Source organism: Acidovorax sp. (assembly GCF_021287135.1).
Classification (GTDB): Bacteria; Pseudomonadota; Gammaproteobacteria; order Burkholderiales; family Burkholderiaceae_C; genus Acidovorax.
On record NZ_JAJTBB010000034.1, the window covers coordinates 1 to 16,560 of the forward strand.

At 67.6% G+C, this 16,560-nt stretch carries 13 protein-coding genes; 5 read left to right on the top strand and 8 right to left on the bottom strand.

Features of this window, described 5'->3' with window-relative positions; translation table 11 throughout:
• The coding region (locus LWW96_RS08965; protein WP_291486111.1) for a class I tRNA ligase family protein at window positions 1-1,245 on the bottom strand (1,245 nt) is incomplete at its 3' end.
• A 105-nt stretch (window positions 1,246-1,350) separates the two neighbouring features.
• Window positions 1,351-2,388 carry a bifunctional riboflavin kinase/FAD synthetase gene (locus tag LWW96_RS08970; RefSeq protein ID WP_291486113.1) on the bottom strand — a complete coding sequence of 346 codons (1,038 nt, stop codon included), beginning with the start codon at window positions 2,386-2,388 and terminating at the stop codon, window positions 1,351-1,353.
• Window positions 2,389-2,555: 167 nt separating this feature from the next.
• On the opposite strand from LWW96_RS08970, the gene LWW96_RS08975 reads away from it, so the two are divergent.
• Window positions 2,556-3,113, top strand: a complete 558-nt coding sequence (locus LWW96_RS08975) for an HNH endonuclease (protein WP_291486115.1) — start codon at window positions 2,556-2,558, stop codon at window positions 3,111-3,113.
• Window positions 3,114-3,170: 57 nt separating this feature from the next.
• On the opposite strand, the gene LWW96_RS08980 is transcribed toward LWW96_RS08975, so the two are convergent.
• A complete protein-coding gene (locus LWW96_RS08980; protein ID WP_291486117.1) occupies window positions 3,171-5,192 on the bottom strand; it encodes an ATP-binding protein in 2,022 nt (673 codons plus the stop codon).
• Window positions 5,193-5,328: 136 nt separating this feature from the next.
• Here LWW96_RS08980 and LWW96_RS08985 point away from each other — a divergent pair, with 136 nt between their 5' ends.
• The 3 genes from LWW96_RS08985 (at window position 5,329) to LWW96_RS08995 (ending at window position 10,124) form a co-directional block, all read left to right on the top strand.
• Window positions 5,329-6,015: a response regulator transcription factor gene (locus LWW96_RS08985; protein WP_291486119.1), complete on the top strand. Its 687-nt coding sequence runs from the start codon at window positions 5,329-5,331 to the stop codon at window positions 6,013-6,015.
• A gap of 348 nt (window positions 6,016-6,363) precedes the next feature.
• Window positions 6,364-9,399: an IPTL-CTERM sorting domain-containing protein gene (locus LWW96_RS08990; protein ID WP_291486121.1), complete on the top strand. Its 3,036-nt coding sequence runs from the start codon at window positions 6,364-6,366 to the stop codon at window positions 9,397-9,399.
• Between the two features lie 200 nt (window positions 9,400-9,599).
• Window positions 9,600-10,124: a DUF3617 family protein gene (locus LWW96_RS08995; RefSeq protein WP_291486123.1), complete on the top strand. Its 525-nt coding sequence runs from the start codon at window positions 9,600-9,602 to the stop codon at window positions 10,122-10,124.
• A gap of 14 nt (window positions 10,125-10,138) precedes the next feature.
• Here LWW96_RS08995 and LWW96_RS09000 read toward each other — a convergent pair whose 3' ends face one another.
• The 4 genes from LWW96_RS09000 to LWW96_RS09015 form a co-directional block, all read right to left on the bottom strand.
• Window positions 10,139-11,536: an alpha/beta fold hydrolase gene (locus LWW96_RS09000; protein ID WP_291486125.1), complete on the bottom strand. Its 1,398-nt coding sequence runs from the start codon at window positions 11,534-11,536 to the stop codon at window positions 10,139-10,141.
• Window positions 11,537-11,648: 112 nt separating this feature from the next.
• Entirely contained in the window at window positions 11,649-12,764 is a 1,116-nt protein-coding gene (locus LWW96_RS09005) for an acyl-CoA dehydrogenase family protein (protein WP_291486127.1), read from the bottom strand.
• Between the two features lie 130 nt (window positions 12,765-12,894).
• On the bottom strand, window positions 12,895-14,076 hold the full coding sequence (locus LWW96_RS09010; RefSeq protein ID WP_291486128.1) for an acyl-CoA dehydrogenase family protein: 1,182 nt from the start codon (window positions 14,074-14,076) through the stop codon (window positions 12,895-12,897).
• A gap of 46 nt (window positions 14,077-14,122) precedes the next feature.
• Window positions 14,123-14,821: a YceH family protein gene (locus tag LWW96_RS09015; protein WP_291486130.1), complete on the bottom strand. Its 699-nt coding sequence runs from the start codon at window positions 14,819-14,821 to the stop codon at window positions 14,123-14,125.
• Window positions 14,822-14,984: 163 nt separating this feature from the next.
• Here LWW96_RS09015 and purN point away from each other — a divergent pair, with 163 nt between their 5' ends.
• Entirely contained in the window at window positions 14,985-15,581 is a 597-nt protein-coding gene (gene purN / locus LWW96_RS09020; protein WP_291486132.1) for a phosphoribosylglycinamide formyltransferase, read from the top strand.
• A gap of 28 nt (window positions 15,582-15,609) precedes the next feature.
• Here the strand turns inward: purN and LWW96_RS09025 are convergent, their stop codons facing one another.
• Window positions 15,610-16,164, bottom strand: a complete 555-nt coding sequence (locus LWW96_RS09025) for a hypothetical protein (RefSeq protein ID WP_291486134.1) — start codon at window positions 16,162-16,164, stop codon at window positions 15,610-15,612.
• Window positions 16,165-16,560: the final 396 nt, after the last annotated feature.

A 16,560-nucleotide genomic window follows, 5' to 3' on the forward strand; every position in this document is an offset into this window, starting at 1 on the left:
GGTGGTCATCAGGCGGCCGGCATTGCGCAGCGCTTCGATGATGACGGGCACCGCCTTCCAGATGTGCTGGCCGCCAAACAGCGGGAAGTCCGCCGCATAGGTGCCGTTGCCCTGCACGGGGTTCAGGATGTCCTCAAGAGCGAGGCCATGGGCGCGGCAGGAGTTGAAGTCTTCCAGGCCATAGGCGGGCGAGGAGTGCACGATACCCGTGCCGTCGTCGGCCGTGGCGTAGTCGGCCAGGTACACCGGTGACAGGCGGCGGTAGCCGTAGCTGCCGTCTTCACCCGCTACGTCGTACAGCGGGTGCTCGAATTCGAGGCCGCCCAGCTTTTCGCCGGCCGTGGTGGCGACCACCGTGCCGGTGAGGCCGTAGCGCTCCAGGCACTGCTCCACCAGGGCTTCGGCCAGCACCAGGTAGCCCTTGGGCGTGTCCACCAGCGCGTACATCAGCGCGGGGTTCAGGTTCAGGGCCTGGTTGGCAGGGATGGTCCAGGCCGTGGTGGTCCAGATGACGATGAAGGCGTCCTTGGCCAGGGCCGGTGTGCCGAAGGCGGCGGCCAGCTTGGCGGGCTCGTGCGCCTTGAAGGCGACATCGAGCGTGGTGCTCTTCTTGTCCTGGTACTCGATCTCGAACTCGGCCAGCGAACTGCCGCAGTCAAAGCACCAGTACACCGGCTTCAGGCCGCGGTACACGAAGCCGCGCTCCATCACGCGCTTGAACGCGCGGATTTCGCCCGCCTCGTTGGCGTAGTCCATGGTCTTGTACGGATGGTCCCACTCGCCAAGAATCCCCATGCGCTTGAAACCTTGCATTTGCAGTGCTATCTGCTCGGTGGCAAACGCGCGGCTCTTGGCCTGCATGTCGTCGCGGCTCAGGTTGCGGCCGTGCTTCTTCTCGATGGCGTTCTCGATGGGCAGGCCGTGGCAGTCCCAGCCGGGCACGTACAGCGCGTCAAAGCCCTCCAGCTGGCGCGCCTTGGTGATCATGTCCTTCAGGATCTTGTTCACCGCGTGGCCCATGTGGATCTGGCCGTTGGCATAGGGCGGGCCGTCGTGCAGGATGAACTTGGGCGCGCCGCAGCGGGCATCGCGCAGGCGCTTGTACAGGCCCTTGTCCTCCCATTCCTTCACCCAGCCCGGCTCGCGCTTGGGCAGGTCGCCGCGCATGGGGAAGGGGGTGTCGGGCAGGTTCAGGGTGGCGCGGTAGTCGGTACCGGAAGGGCTGGGGCTGGAGGTGTCGGACATGAGGGCAAGACCTTGGTGGCAGGCCGCGCCGGGCAGGCCGGAACGGCGAAAAGCGGGAGGACGGCGGTGAGGGTGCGCGCAGCCGGCGGGGCGGCCGGCACGCCGTCAAATTCGGTCGCGCGTGGTCTGGCGACGGGTCTCGGTGTGGGTTGACGCAAAGTACGCGCGCGCCTCGGCGCAGTCCCGGGCGATGCCCGTGGTGAGGGCGTCGAGACTGTCGTACCGAAGCTCGTCGTGCAGTTTGTGCAGCAGTTCCACCCGGATGATTTTACCGTACGCCCCCTCGGCGCCCAGGTGAGCGGGCCAATCCAGGCAATGGGTTTCCAGCAGCACGCGCCCGCCGTTCACATCGGTCGGGTCGAGCGACGGGCGCACGCCCAGGTTGGCCACGCCCTGCAAAGGCTGTTCGGCCAGGCCGTGGACCAGCACGGCAAAAATGCCGTTGGCGGCGGGCTTCCAGTGCGAAAAGCGCAGGTTCAGCGTGCGGAAACCGTCGCCCGCGCCCGCCTGGGTGGCGCCCAGCTCACGCCCGAGCTTGCGCCCATGCACCACGTGGCCGCTGATGGTGTAGGGCCGCCCCAGCAGGCGGGCGGCGGCCTCCATGTCGCCCGCCGCCAGGGCTTGGCGCACGGCCGAGCTGGACACGCGCAGGCCATGCACCTCGTACGAGTTCATGCGGGCCACATCAAACCCCTGGCTCTGGCCGGCCGCGTCCAGCATGGCGTAGTCGCCCGCCCGTTGGCGACCGAAGCGGAAGTCGTCGCCTACCAGCACGTAGCGGGCGCCCAGGCCGCGCACCAGCACTTCGTCAATGAACGCCTCGGGCGCCTGAGCCGCCAGCCGTGCGTCGAACGGCAGCACCACCGTCTGCCGCACACCGCAGCGGTCCAGCTCGGTGAGCTTGTCGCGCAGCGTGCCGATGCGGGCCGGCGCCAGTTCGGGCTTGTGCAGTGCGCCGGCAAAGTAGTCGCGCGGGTGGGGCTCGAAGGTGAGTACGCAGCTTTCCACGCCGCGGTGCGTGGCCTCGTTGTTCAACAAGGCCAGCATCGCCTGGTGCCCCCGGTGCACGCCATCGAAGTTGCCGATGGTGAGCGCGCAGGCGCTGGCGATGCCGGGGTGGTGGAAGCCGCGGAAGATCTTCATCGGTTTGGTATCTTTTTGATAGCAGCTGGCGCACGCCCAATAAGCGCAGGACGCCAATCTGTCATGAATTGGGAGTATATTGTGGCCCACGGGCTGCTCCTGCGCAGGGGCGCCCGCGAGACATTTGCGTTGCGAATCCTTGTTAGCTCGTCTTGCAGGAGGGTGCTTTGAAGGTCTTGAAGCTGTCAGCCCAGGGGCTGCCCCAGTCGTGGATTTCGCTGGAGCAGGCGGTGATTCATTACGCCGCCGGGGAGGTGCGCTGGGAATCTGGCGCACAGATTGCCCGCTTCCGCGGTGGGCACAACGCGGTTTCGGGCGAGCAGTCGGTGATTGCCGTGAACAGCATCATCGGCACCAAGGGGGTTCCCGGCATCAACCCCTTCGACCTGAAGCCCAGCCTCACCAACAGCAAGCTGTTTGCCCGCGACCGCAACGTCTGCGCTTACTGCGGCGGGCATTTCCATGAGGAAGACCTCACCCGCGAGCACATCGTGCCCTTCGCGCGCCACGGCCAGGACCACTGGATGAACGTGGTGACGGCCTGCCGCCCCTGCAACCACCGCAAGGGGCCGCGAACGCCCGAGCAGGCCCGTATGCCCCTGCTGTACGCGCCCTATGTGCCCAGCTTGTGGGAGGACTTCATCCTGCGAAACCGGCGCATCCTGGCCGACCAGATGGAGTTCCTGATGGCCCACGTGCCCAAGTCGTCGCGCTTGCTGGCATAGCAACTGGCGCCGGGACCGGTCCTTCCCCGGGGTGCTGCCCCGGCGCGCCACCCGGTGCTACGAATCTGCGCGCAGCATGCGCTGCGGCGCCAGGGTGAGGGTGAAGCAAGCCCCCTGGTCCAGTTGCGATTCCACCGTGATATCGCCACCGTGCAGCCGGGCTACCCGTCGGGCCACCCAGAGCCCGAGGCCGAAGCCCCGGGTCTGGTCCGTGCGGTCCCCGCGCTCAAACTGGGCGAAGATCCGGCCCATCACTTCCAGCGACATGCCCGAGCCCTCGTCGGCCACCGAGATCTCCAGCATGTGGGCGTCGTTCTTTTTGGCGGCGATGAAGATCTCGCCCTCGCGGGCGTACTTCACGGCGTTGTCCACCAGATTGGACAGTGCGATGCGCACGAGCGCCTGATCGCACACCCACTCCACGGGGGCGGATTCGGTGAACAGGTGCAGCCGGTGGCGGGGCGACCAATGCACCAGCTGCGCGGCGTGCTCCAGCAAGGCCGCCACGTTGACGGGCGCAGCCTGCAGGGTGAACCCGACGGAATCGAGCCGCTCGCTGATCAGGCAACTGTCGACCAGCGAGGTCAGCCGGCGGCATGCGCGGCGGATCTGGTGGGCGCGGTCGATCTGGGCCTGCAGGTCCGGCGTCGGGAAGGCCTGCTGCTGGGCTGCCGCGCTGTCCAGCACCGCCAGCGGGGTGCGGAACTCGTGGCTGATCATGTGAAAGAACTGCCGCTGCTCCTCGCGCAGCTCCCTTTCGCTCTCCAGCGCCATCTTGAGAGATTGCTGCGCCTCAAAAAGCTCCTGGGTGCGCTGTTCGATCCGGTCCTCCAGCACGTGCTCTGATTCGGCCAGCAGGGCGATGGCCCGGTCCTTGGACTGCTGCGCCTGGCGGTACCTTTGCACCATGCCGATAAAAATGGCGCTGGCGATCAGGGCGGTGAACACCAGGGCCTGGAACTGCCACAGGCTGCTCACATCCACGCGCAGCTGAACCAGGCCGGTCATCACGGCCGAGGTCGGCACGCCGCCCAGCAGGTGGCTGCCGTAGGCGCAGAGCAACAAGGCATGCGGGACGGCGCGTTCGCGCAGGTGAATCGCCTTGAGGCACAGCGCCACGGCGATCACGTCGCCCACGACGAGCGATAGCAGGTTGAGCCAGGCCACATCGGGGTAGAAGCCCAGCGGGGCGCTCACCGTGCCGAGAAGGTTCAGTACCGCCAGCCCCGTGAGCACGCGGTGGGCCGCGCGGTAGGGGGTGCCGCGGGTCAGCTGCTCGCGGATTTGCCACGCCAGGACGGCGGCGATCCCGAAGGCCCCAATCCCCACCGCGTGACTCGCCCAGGCGGTCCAGGCTGCGGGAACGACGAGGTTGAGATAACCCCGGACGTTCAGCACATGCAGGACGCTGGCCGTGACCAGGGCGGCCAGCGAGAACAGGCTGCGCGTGCGGAAAACGGCCGTGGCCGCCCAGATGCCCAGGAGCAGCGCCACCATGGCCCCGAAGTACAGCCCCAGGACCCCTTCCTCGGCCGCCAGGGCGGCGCCCAGCGCCTCGGTGCTGGCAAAGACGGTGCCACGGAACTGCACAGCGCTGCTGGTGTGCAACCGTACCAGCGCGACTTCGCCCGGGATCAGCCGGAACAGATGCTGCCGCACGGGCGCCTTGTCCCGGGCCGGCACATAGTCGCCGCTGTGTTGCCCTGTCCATGCGCCAGTCGCAGCGTCGCGCTGGTACACCCGCACGGAATCGAGGTAGGTGGGCAGTGCCAGCAGCCAGGCGGGGTCCCCGGGCGTTGCAGCGGGAGGCACCACGAATTTGAGCCAGACCACCTGCCGCAGGTAGCCCGCGTTCAGCGGCTGGTGCAGCGGCTGCCATGCCCCGGCCGCAGGCGCCGCAGCCGTGGCCGTGTCGGCCAAAACCTCCTGGGGGGTTAGCCGTCCGGCGGGGTCGTCCAGCCGTTGCAGCGGGAGGTCCCAGCCCAGTACCTGTGCCTCGGTTGCCGGCGCCGCGCCGGCATGCCGTGGGGCTGCGACGAAAACGAGGACCGCCAGGCACAGCGCAAGCCATGGGCCCACGCCGCAAGCTTTGAGGCGCGGCCTGTGTAACGTGAGCAATTGTGAGTATTTGTGCATGGCTGGTGGGCGGTTTACCCAGAGAGAATAGTTGTTATTCAGTATCCAATTGTTTACGTTGTAACAACTGCTGCCATCCATGCCTCAAGAATCCATCGTCGCCGTGGTCGAAGACGACGAAGACATCCGCACCAATGTGTGCAGCTACCTTGAGCGCTCGGGTTTCGTGGCGTGGGGTGCGGAGTCTGCCGAAGACTTTTATGTCCGCTTGCTTCGGGATCGCGCAGATCTGGTGGTGGTGGACATCGGGCTGCCCAGGGAGGACGGCCTGAGTCTGGTGAGCCGCCTTGCGAGCCAGGCCGTACCCACCGTGCTCATGACGGCCCGCGCCGACCTGGACAGCCGGATTGCCGGCCTGGAGGCGGGTGCGTTGCAGTACTTCGTCAAGCCCGTCGATATGCAGGAACTCGTGGCGGGCATTCGCTCGCAGCTGCGCAACCGGGGGCCTCGGGCCGCCACCGCGGTCAGCGAGTCGCTGGCGCCGTGGCGCCTCGACCGGGCCCTGGCCCGGCTGGTGGCCCCCAACCAGCAGGCCGTGGATCTGACCAGCCGCGAGCTGGAACTGCTGGGCTGCCTGATGGCCGAGCCCGGCACGCTGGTTTCCAAGCAAAGCCTTACCGAGGCCGTGGGTGCGGAGGACGCAGAAGACGGCTTCCACCGTATTGAGTCGCAGCTCAGCCGATTGCGGCGCAAGACCTTGACGGCGACCGACATGGCCCTCCCCGTGCGGGCCGTGTTCGGCAAGGGCCTTGTTTTTGTTCCCTGATTTTTCTTGACCGGTCCGCGCAAGTGACCGCCTGCGGCCTTGCAGGGGGTTCAGCGCGCCTGTTCGGCCCGTCGGGGCCGGGCCTTGGCGCACAAGAGGGCGTCTGTTCCGGCCGGCTGGGCCGTCGGCAACGGGCGTGGGAAGCAGTTTTTTTGGTTGCTAGAGGAGCGTGATCTCGTGAATGAAAAAATGAGTTTGTGGCGCGCCGCGAAGGCCGGAATCCGTGGGGTGCTGGCACGCAGCAGCACCCCGGGACGGCGCAGTGCATGGGTGCTGGCTTTGGCCTGCGCAGCGGCGCCTGGGGCGCAGGCCGGCTTTGTCAATGGCGGGTTTGAGGATGGCACCACCATGCCACCGTCCGGCTGGACGCACAGGACCTATACCCGCAGTGATGTGTTGCCGGCCTCGCCGCCGGTCCCCAATGCCTCCACCGGCATCACCCTGGGCCAGCTGGGCCTGACGGGGGCTGCCGTGGGCAATGGGGCCAGCGCCGTGGTTTCGGTCCCGGTCTTCGACGTGCCGTCCACGAACCCCGGCACGCTCACGGCCCCGCGTTGGGGCAACAACGCCTTCAAGCTCAACGATGTCGGCTCCCAGCGGGCTTCGTCCATCGAGCAGGTCGCCACCATGACGGTGGCGGATGTGGACCCGGTGGACAACAAGGTGCACATCCGCTTCGGCATGGCCCCGGTGCTGGTGGACGGCGGCCACGGTCCCACGGAGCAACCCTACTTCTATGTCGAGGTGCGCAACCTCACCAAGAACCGGGTGATGTTCCACACCTACAACTATGCCAACCAGTCCGGCGTGCCCTGGCAGACGCAGTCCGTCGGCAGCTACAAGTACACCGACTGGCAGGGCTTCGACATCGCGCCGGGCAACGGGCTGCTGGATGTGGGCGATCAGGTGGTGCTCATCATCTATGCCTCCAACTGCGAACCCGGCGCGGCCGCGCACGAGGCGCGGGTGTACATGGACGCCGTGGGCGCCTTCATGCCGGGCCTGTCCATCACTTCGACCGGCGCGTCGACCACCAAGCCGGGCGAGCAGGTCACCTACACCTACAACTACGCCAACAACAGCGGCGTGATTGCGCTGGGCTCCAAGGTGCGCGTGGCAGCGCCCAAGACCGAGGACGGGCTGTTCACCGCATTCGTCCCCGGCTCCTGGCCCGCCTCGTGCACCGGACCCCACGCGGGCGCGGCGCCCCGGTCGGACTACCTCGAATGCGAGGTGGGCACTGGCGGCATGCTGAGTGACGGGCAAAGCGGCAGCTTCAATGTGAGCTTCGAGGTGCCGGCAGGTGCGGCCACTTCCGGCCCCAATGCCGTCGTGAACAACGGCGACTACGACATCCGCTCCGATACGGCCAGCCCCTTCATCGGCCCCCTGGTCAAGACCAACATCGTGGCGTCTGCCACCCCCACCACCGACCTCGGCGTGGTGGTGAGCAATGGCGGTTTCTCGTCCTATTCCGCAGGCGACATTCCCGTCTACACGATGACGGTCACCAACCACAGCGCCGCGGATGCAGCCGGCGTTTCCGTCAGCCAGGCCCTGTCGGGCATCACCGGCGGGTCCTGGACCTGTGCGGTCCCGTCGGGCAGCACGGCGAGCTGCGGCGCGGTTGCCAGCGGCCCAGGGCCGGTGTCCACCAACACGGCGAACCTGCCTGCGGGGCAGACCCTGGTGTACACCTACACGGGCGACGGGCTCACCGGTGCGGGCACACCTGCGAACACGGTGGTCACGGTGGCGCCTGCCGCGGGCACGCAGGACACCTACACGGCCAACAATACGGCCGGCGTCAACACATCCGTGGGCACCTTGCGCAATGTGACGGCGAATGCTGTCGGCAGCGGCGCGGGCTATGTCCTGGCTGTTCCCAGCGGGCTGGCCTGCGGTAACGTGGGAACGCCCTGCACCCCCGCGGGCACCACGCAATCCGTTGCGGAAAACGACGAAGTGCGACTGACCCCCGTGGCCATGGCTGGCTCGGTGTTCAAGGGCTGGACGGGCTGCACCAGTCTCAGCGGCAACGTGTGTGTCATCACCGTGGGCGGCAGCGACGTGACCGCCACGGCCGAGTTCGTCAAGGCGTATTTCGTCACGCCCTCAGTGACCGGCGGCGGTTCCATCGGTCCTTCGGCCGCACCTGCCCAGACGGAGGAGAACGGCACGCTGGTCTACCAGCTGACGCCTGATGCTGGCTACTTCCCGACCATCGCGCCGCCGCCGTCCGGCGTGGCCTGTACCGGTTCGCTGGACACCAGTACCACCCCCGCAACGTACACGGTCACCCCCGTGACGGCCGACTGCGGTTTCACCGCGGCCTTTGTGACCGGTGTGACGCTGACGTCGTCCGTGGTCGGTGGCAACGGGACCGTCACGCCCCTGGGCTCCACCGGACCGCTGGCTCCCGGCGCCAACAGCACCGTTTACGCACTCACTCCGAGCGCGGGCTATGCGCCGCTGGTGGGCGGAACCTGCCGTGGCACCCAGGATGTCGTGGCCAACACCTACACGGTGGTGAATGCCACGGCGGACTGCACGGTTGTGGTGTCCTTCACCAATGACGCCGTGACGGTCACGTCCTCCGTGGCGGGCGGCAACGGCAGCATCGACACCTCTGGCACCGTGAACCTGGCGCGCGGCGGCTCCCGCGCCTACACCCTCACGCCGGCACCGGGGTTCTACCCGTTGGTGACGGGCAATTGCCCGGGCAGCCTGGTGGGCAACACGTACACCGTCACGCCGGTGAACGCGGACTGCGCATTCAGCGTGGCCTTTACGGATCAGACCGTGAACATCACGGCTTCCGTGACGGGCGGCATGGGTACGGTCAGCCCGAGCGGAACCACCACGGTGGCGCGGGGCAGCAGCCTGCCGGTCACGGCGGCACCGGCCCTCGGCAGCGTCGCGGTGTTCGGCGGGACCTGCAGCGGCGTGCGTGACGCGAACCAGTTCGTGGTGGGCAATGCCCAGGCCGACTGCAACGTGGACGTGAAGTTTGTCGCGGCCGCCAGTGCCGTCACCGTGACCGCGACGGTTCCGGGCGGCAATGGCACCGTTTCCACCCCGGGGCAGAACGCAGCCGGCGAGACCGTCCTGGAAGTGGGAGACACGCGTGTCTGGACCTTCACCCCCGCAGTCCCGGGCATGGTTCCCCAGGTGCTGCCAGGCTCCACCTGCACGGGTACGCTGAGCAAGACGGCGCCGTACACCTACACGATCACCAACGCCGCGGCGGCGTGCCAGGTGGCCTTTGCCTTCGCGGCGGCCCCGGCAGCGTCCATCCCCACGCTGAGCGAATGGGGCTTGATCGCCCTGGCGCTGCTGATCGGGCTGGCCGCAGCACGCGCGCCGCGCTACCGCCGAGGATAAGGCGGCCATGAACCAGACCAGCGGCGCCGTGTGCGCCGCTGGTCTTTTTTCTTTGGGATGACCATCCCGTTGCAGAGGACACCATGCAGTTTGCCCAGAGCGTTTTCGTACTTTTAGTCGGTCTGGCCTGGGGCGGAGCTTGGGCTGCCGCCCAGGACGGCCACACCGCCTCCCATGCGCATTCCGCTGCGGACCTGCACATGCCCAAACCCAAGACATCCGCTCTGCCGGCCCGCAAGAGCGGGCTGTGGGAAGTGAAGGTGCGCCAGGACGACCTGGCCGGGCCGCGGCAGGGACCCCAGGCATCACGCGCGCCAGCCACCGTCTTGCAGTGCACCAGCCAAGAGGCCGAGCCGGCCATGCTGCTGGCCATCGTGCCGGGGCAGGAAGACTGCAGTGCCCCGCGTGTGGCCTCCCGCCGCGGCGCGGGCCGGGAGCGCACCTACGATGTCCGCACCGTGTGCTACGTGCACGACAACCGCGTGAATGCGCGCGTGACGTTGTCGGGAGACCTGCAGTCCGCGTACCGCGGCACCTTCGACGTTCAATACTCCCGCACGCCCCAGCGCGACACCGGCCCCATGGCGTTCGAAGGCCGGTGGCTGGGCGCCTGCCATGCCGGGCAGCGGCCGGGCGACATGGTCCTGCCCAATGGCGTCACCGTGAACGTGGTGGACGACCTGCAGCGCGCCGAGCACCGGGGCCACGAGGGGCACCGGCACTGAGCCGTGGAGCCGGCCTACTGGGTGATCTCCAGCACGACCACCCGCCCCTGGGCCGCCGGCCATGTCTGCCCCACCACCCGTTCGCCGTTGAACTCGGCAGCAATGGGCCGCTGGCCGCCCGAGGGCTTCACCTTGGCGGACGCGACCCCGGCGCCTGCCGGCACCCCGGGGGGCGGGGCGCCGTCCAGCAGCATCTTGTCGCGTGCCGGGTCCAGGTAGCCGCGCGGGCGGACCAGCGTGACGAGGGAGCTCGCGTCCTTGTCGGCCTCCGCGATGCGCTCGGGCCGCAGGTGGATGAGGTCGCTGCTGCGCGGGAAGCCGCTGCGGTAGATGTGGGTGGTGGCATAGCCGGGGGCGGAGAGCACGAATTCCAGCGGGACCCCCGCCTGCGTGGCCAGCGGACCCCACAGACCCTCCGCGCCCACGGTCTTGCGCAGCAGGGCCCCGCCCACGCGGGCGCCGGTGGCCGCATCGGTGGCATAGACCTCCAGCTGGGCACCCGGCAGCGGCAGGTTGTTGCTGAAATTGCCGCTCCTGGGGTCGGCCGGGTCCACGCCGAGGCCGGTGATCTTGCCGTTGAGCACCACCGTCTTTTCCGGGGCGATGTCGGTGCGGGCGGGCGGCTTGCCGGTGAGGAAGCGGTAGGTCGCCTCGAAGGCGGCGGCGGAGTAGGCCGTCTCGCGGTGGTCGATGCGCGGGATCACCACGTTGGTCGCCCCCTTGAGCTCGGGGCCGGCGGCCGAGACGTGGGTGGCCGTGCCCTTGGCGCCGATCCACACGCCATCGGGCTGGGCGAACTTGTCGTTGTGGTCCGAGCGGATGGTCATCCAGCGCACGGGGCCGCTCACTTCATCGCCCGCAGCATTCTTGGGCGCGTTCAGGCCCCGCAGGAACGGGCCGGTCCCGGAGAATTCGTTGCCTTCGCGGAAGCCGGGAATGGCCCACACGCCGTGGTTGGGCGTGCCGCCCAGGATGGCATGGCTCACGGTCTGGTCGCCGCCGCCGTTGTAGACGTAGTTGCGGATGGCGTTGCCGCCCCGTGAGTTGCCCACCAGGACCACCTGGCGCGCGCCCGTGGCGCGGAGCACCTTGTCCACCTCGGCCTTCAGGTAGGCCATATGCTCCGCGGCCGAGGTGCGGCCCGGCTGGGGCTTGGCGTCCTCGTCGCGTGCAAGGGGATAGGGCACGTCAATGGCGTACAGGCGTTCGCGCGGCCATCCGTTGGATTCAAAACGCCACACGGTGGTCTGCCACAGCGCGGCGGTGTCCCCGTTGCCGTGCACGAAGACGATGGGTGGTGCCTCGGCCAGGCTGGGCGCCTGGGTCGCGCAGCCCGCCAGGGCGAGTGCGGTGGCGGCCACCGCACCCCACAGCAGGGATCGGCGGGGGAACAGTGGGGAAAACGTGTTCATCGCAAAAGCTCCGGAAACAAAAAATGCCCGTGGACCGGGGATCCACGAGCATCGTTGAAGGGTGTTACGCGCCTGCGTCAGTTGCCAGCCACGCGTTCATCCGGCGCGCCGGTCAGGCAAACACGCCCGCCGTCTCCTGCATGCGGGCCGACACCTCGCCCAGGTGGTGCAGCGTATCGCCGTACGTCATCTCCAGCTGCGTGAGCTTCTTGAAATAGTGGCTCACGATGTACTCGTCCGTCACGCCGATGCCGCCGTGCATCTGCACGGCCTGCTGGCCCACAAAGCGCATGGACTGGCCCAGCTGCACCTTGGCGCGCGCGATGGCGCGGCGGCGTTCGTCGGCCGGGGCGCCCAGCTTCAGGGTGGCGTAGTAGCTCATGGAACGCGCCAGTTCCAGCTGCATCTTCATGTCGGCGGCGCGGTGGCGCAGAGCCTGGAAGCTGGCGATCGGCACGCCGAACTGCTTGCGCTGGTTCAGGTAGTCGAACGTGACGGCCGCGGTCTTGTCCATCACGCCCACGGCTTCGGCGCACAGGGCGGCGATGCCCACATCCACGGCCAGCTCCAGCGCGGCCTGGCCGTCGGCGGTGATGAGCGTGGCGGGCGCGTTGGACAGTTGCACTTCGGCGGCGCGGCTGCCGTCTTGCGTGACGTAGCCCTGCGTGGTCACGCCGTTGGCCGTGCGTTCGACCAGGAAGAGCGCGATCTTGCCGTCGAGTTGCGCGGGCACGATGAAGGCATCGGCCTTGTCACCGGCTGGTACTATGCTTTTGATAGCTGTTAGCGCATATCCAGATTGGGCTGGAGCCGCTTTTGCCTCGCAAACGTCCAGGCGGTACCGGGCCTTGCGTTCCTGCTGGGCCAACACCACCAGCGCCTCGCCGCTGGCGATCTTGGGCAGCCAGGCGGCCTGTACGTCCTGCGCGCCAAACTGCGAAAGCACGCTGCTGGCCATGAAGGCCTGGGCCAGGGGCTCCAGCACGATGCCGCGGCCCAGCTCTTCCATCACCACCATGGCGTCGACCGCGCCCTGGCCCATGCCGTCGTGCGCCTCGGGCACCGTAAGGGCGGTGAGGCCCAGCTCGGCCAGCTCGCCCCAGGCCGCGCGGTCAAAGCCGCCTGCGGCCACGGCCGCACGGCGGCGCTCGAAGCTGTAGCCCTTGTCCACCCACTTGCGCACGGCGTCGCGCAGTTGTTCCTGGTCGTCAGAAAAATCGAAATCCATGTGTCTCTCCTTGTGCTGGCTTGTGGCGCTGTGGCGCCTTCAACAACCAGCGAAGCTCTAGCTGGAGCCCCCTCCCGGAGGGGGCACGGGGGAGCAGTCCTGTCGCGCAAGGCGCGGACTGTTGGCGGCGTCAGCCGAGAACAGTCTGCGCCACGATGTTGCGCTGCACTTCGTTGGAGCCACCGTAGATGGTGGTCTTGCGCAGGTTGAAGTAGGTGGATGCCAGGGGCGCGTTGGCGGTGACGCCGCCCGGGAAATTGCCCTGCCAGCCGGCTTCCATGGCTTCCTCGATGAAGGGCAGGCTGAAGGGGCCTGCGGCCAGCATCATCAGCTCGGCATAGCGCTGCTGGATCTCGCTGCCCTTGATCTTGAGCAGGCCGGCGATGTCCAGCGAGTTCTTGCCGCTCTTCTCGGCCGACAGCACGCGCAGCACCAGCATCTCCAGCGCCACGATGTCCACTTCCAGCAAGGCGATCTGGTCGCGGAAGCGCAGGTCATCCCACACGCCTTCGGCCTTCGCGATGCGCTTCAAGCGTTCCAGCTCGCGCTTGCTGCGGTTCACGTCGGCAATGTTGGTGCGCTCATGGCTCAGCAGGTGCTTGGCGTAGGTCCAGCCCTTGTTCTCCTCGCCAATCAGGTTCTCGGCGGGCACTTCCACGTTGTCAAAGAACACTTCGTTGACTTCGCACTCGCCGTCCAGCAGCTTGATGGGGCGCACGGTGACGCCCTTGGACTTCATGTCCAGCAGCAGGAACGAGATGCCAGTCTGGGGCTTGCCCTCGGTGCTGGTGCGCACCAGGTTGAACATCCAGTCGCCGTACTGGCCCAGCGTGGTCCAGGTCTTCTGGCCGTTGACGATGTACTTGTCGCCCACGCGCTCGGCGCGGGTCTTGACGCTGGCCAGGTCCGAGCCCGAGCCGGGTTCGCTGTAGCCCTGGCTCCACCACACCTCGCCGCTGGCGATGCCGGGCAGAAAGCGCTTTTGCTGCTCGGCATTGCCGAACGCCATGATCACGGGGGCCACCATCACAGGGCCGAAGGGCACGATGCGCGGTGCACCTGCCAGCGCACATTCCTCTTCAAACAGATGCTTTTGCACGGCCGTCCAGCCCGGCCCGCCGAATTCCTTGGGCCAGCCAAAGCCCAGCCAGCCCTTTTTGCCCAGGATCTTGGCCCAGCCTTGCATGTCGGCCCGCGTCAGGCGCAGGGCGTTGTGCACCTTGTGCGAAATGTCCTTGGGCAGGTTGGCGTGAACCCACGCGCGAATCTCTTCGCGGAAGGCCTGTTCTTCAGGGGTGAATGCGAGATCCATCGGTATGTCTCCAAATGATCCCGCAGTTGTAGCACGGTCGTTCGTTTTAGTCCTGTCCGGGTGGCGACATCGCAGCGGCGTCCGGGGCAATCCCCAGTTCGGAGCACAGCCGCTGCACCGTGGCCTGCAGCGCGGCAACCTGGGCTTCCAGCACCTCGACGCGCGCTTGCAAAGCCTGCGGCGCAGGGCTCGCCGCGAGCGTTGTGGTGGGGGGCGTGCTCACATCCACCAGCCCGCACAGCAGGTGGGCCCAGCGCTGCTCGCGCGCGCCCGGCGCGCGGGGCAGTTGCACCACCAGGGGGCCGCCCTTTTCCGGGCTGCGCTCCTGCAGTTCGTCCAGGAAGGCTTCCACCGACGAGATGTCGGCAAAGCGGTACCAGCGCTCGGCGTTGATGCGCAGCTCGCCCGCCGTCTGCGGGCCGCGCAGCATCAGCAAGCCCAGCAGCACGGCCGACTGATCGGGCACACCCACCCCGCGCTGGAAGTTGTGCTCCCAGCGGGTGGTGCGGTTGCCGCTGGTTTCAAAGGCCAGCGTCAGCCGCTTGAGCTCGTCCAGCGCCTCCTGCGCCTCGGCTTCGCTCAAGGTCATCACCGGCTCGCGGCTGCTTTTCTGGTTGCAGCCGGTGACCAGCGCGTTGAGCGACAGCGGATAGCTGTCGGGCACGGTGCGGGCCTTTTCCATGAGGGTGGCGAGCACGCGGGCTTCGTTGGGGGTCAGGGGGCGGGCGGAAGGATCGAAGGGCATGGTGAGAAAGCTGTCGGGCTGGAGGGGCACTGCGTTGCAGCGACAGAGTATGCCGGCAGTGTGCCCCGTGCTCTGCCGCGCAAGCTCCGGGCCGTGTTACGGGACCGGTGCGGCGTCAGCCTCCTGCCCGCCGGGTGGCCTCCTGGATAATCCGGGCCCAATGATGCAGAACAACGTCCCCAAGAACATCGTGATTTTGATCTCCGGCGGGGGCTCCAACATGGCAGCCATCGTGCGCGCTGCACAGCAGGAGAACTGGCACCAGCGCTACGGCGCCTGCGTGGCCGCGGTCGTCAGCAACAAGGCGGACGCAGCGGGCTTGGCCTTTGCGCGCCAGCAAGGCATTGCCACCGAGGTGCTGGACCACAAGGCCTTTGGCACCCGCGAGGCGTTTGATGCGGCGCTGGCCGATGCGATTGACCATTACCAGCCCGCACTGGTGGTGCTGGCCGGTTTCATGCGCATTCTGACGCCGGGCTTTGTCGCCCGGTATGCGGGGCGGCTGGTCAACATCCATCCCTCGCTGCTGCCGGCCTTTACGGGGCTGAACACGCACCAGCGGGCCATCGACGCCGGCTGCAAGGTCGCAGGCGTCACGGTGCACCAGGTGACGGCGGAGCTGGACGTCGGCCCCATCCTGGACCAGGCCGTGGTGCCCGTGCTGCCGGGCGATACCGCCGACACCCTCGCGGCCCGCGTGCTCACGCAGGAGCACATCATTTACCCGCGGGCCGTGCGCGCGCTGTTGCCCCTGCTGTGAGGGCGCGCTAGGCGCCAGGCATGGCCTGTCACAGCGTGGTGAGAACCTCGCTGGCTTCTCGTTCCAGCACCGCCTTGACCTTCTCTGTCTGCGTAGGGTCCACGGGGTGGGCCACCACGGCCCAGTGGTTGTGGCGCAGGGCCGAGCGCACATGGGTGATCATGCGGATATGGTCGGGGCGCAGCGACAGCAATCCTGCCAGCAGCATGCCGAACGTGGTGCCAAAGCCGACCAGCGCAATGAACGAGAGCAGGGGGCTGCTCAGGATCATCGGATGGGCGGCGCGGAAAAACCAGGCGAACACGCCCAGCCCCAGCACGCCGCCCGCCGCGCCGAACACGATGTGGCTCTGAAAGAAGGTGCGCGCCATGCCGGTGGGTTCGGGCTCCATGGAGCGGGAAAAGATTTCGCGCCGCGGCGCGTAGGCATGCTGCGGGCCGAGCAGGCGCACCTGCCCCGCCTGCAACCCCGCGGTGCTCAGCACCTGCGCCATCGTGTTTTCAGCCTGGCTCTGCTGGTTGAACAGGCCAGCCACCTTGGTGAGGGAGCGTTCTCCGAACAGCCCCTGAAGCAAGTAGCCCATAGGACCTCCTCGTGAATGGGCGCCGTGGCTGCCGCGGAGGAGAAGCGGGCGTCTTCGCCCCCGGCAGTTCGGGTCGCACCATCACAGTAGGCGGCCCGCGTGTACTTGGCTGTAGGACAGGGCTGGGCACGGCGGTAGGCGGGCCTTGCCGCCCGGTGCGGGGACGTGGGGCCGAAGCCAGCCCGCCACCCGCTGGTTTCCCCCCCCAAAAAAAAGGTTCTTCACGGATTAGCGGGGTAAGCCACCCCAGAGGCAAAAAAAAACAGCGGTGACATCTCAAGCAAGATGGTTGTGCGACCAATCATCAAACTTCAAAGCACCGCTGCATGCATAAGAATACAGGCTGGCTGGACCTGTGGCCCGGCTTTCACGTCACCGACTCTCGCCTGAGCGCAG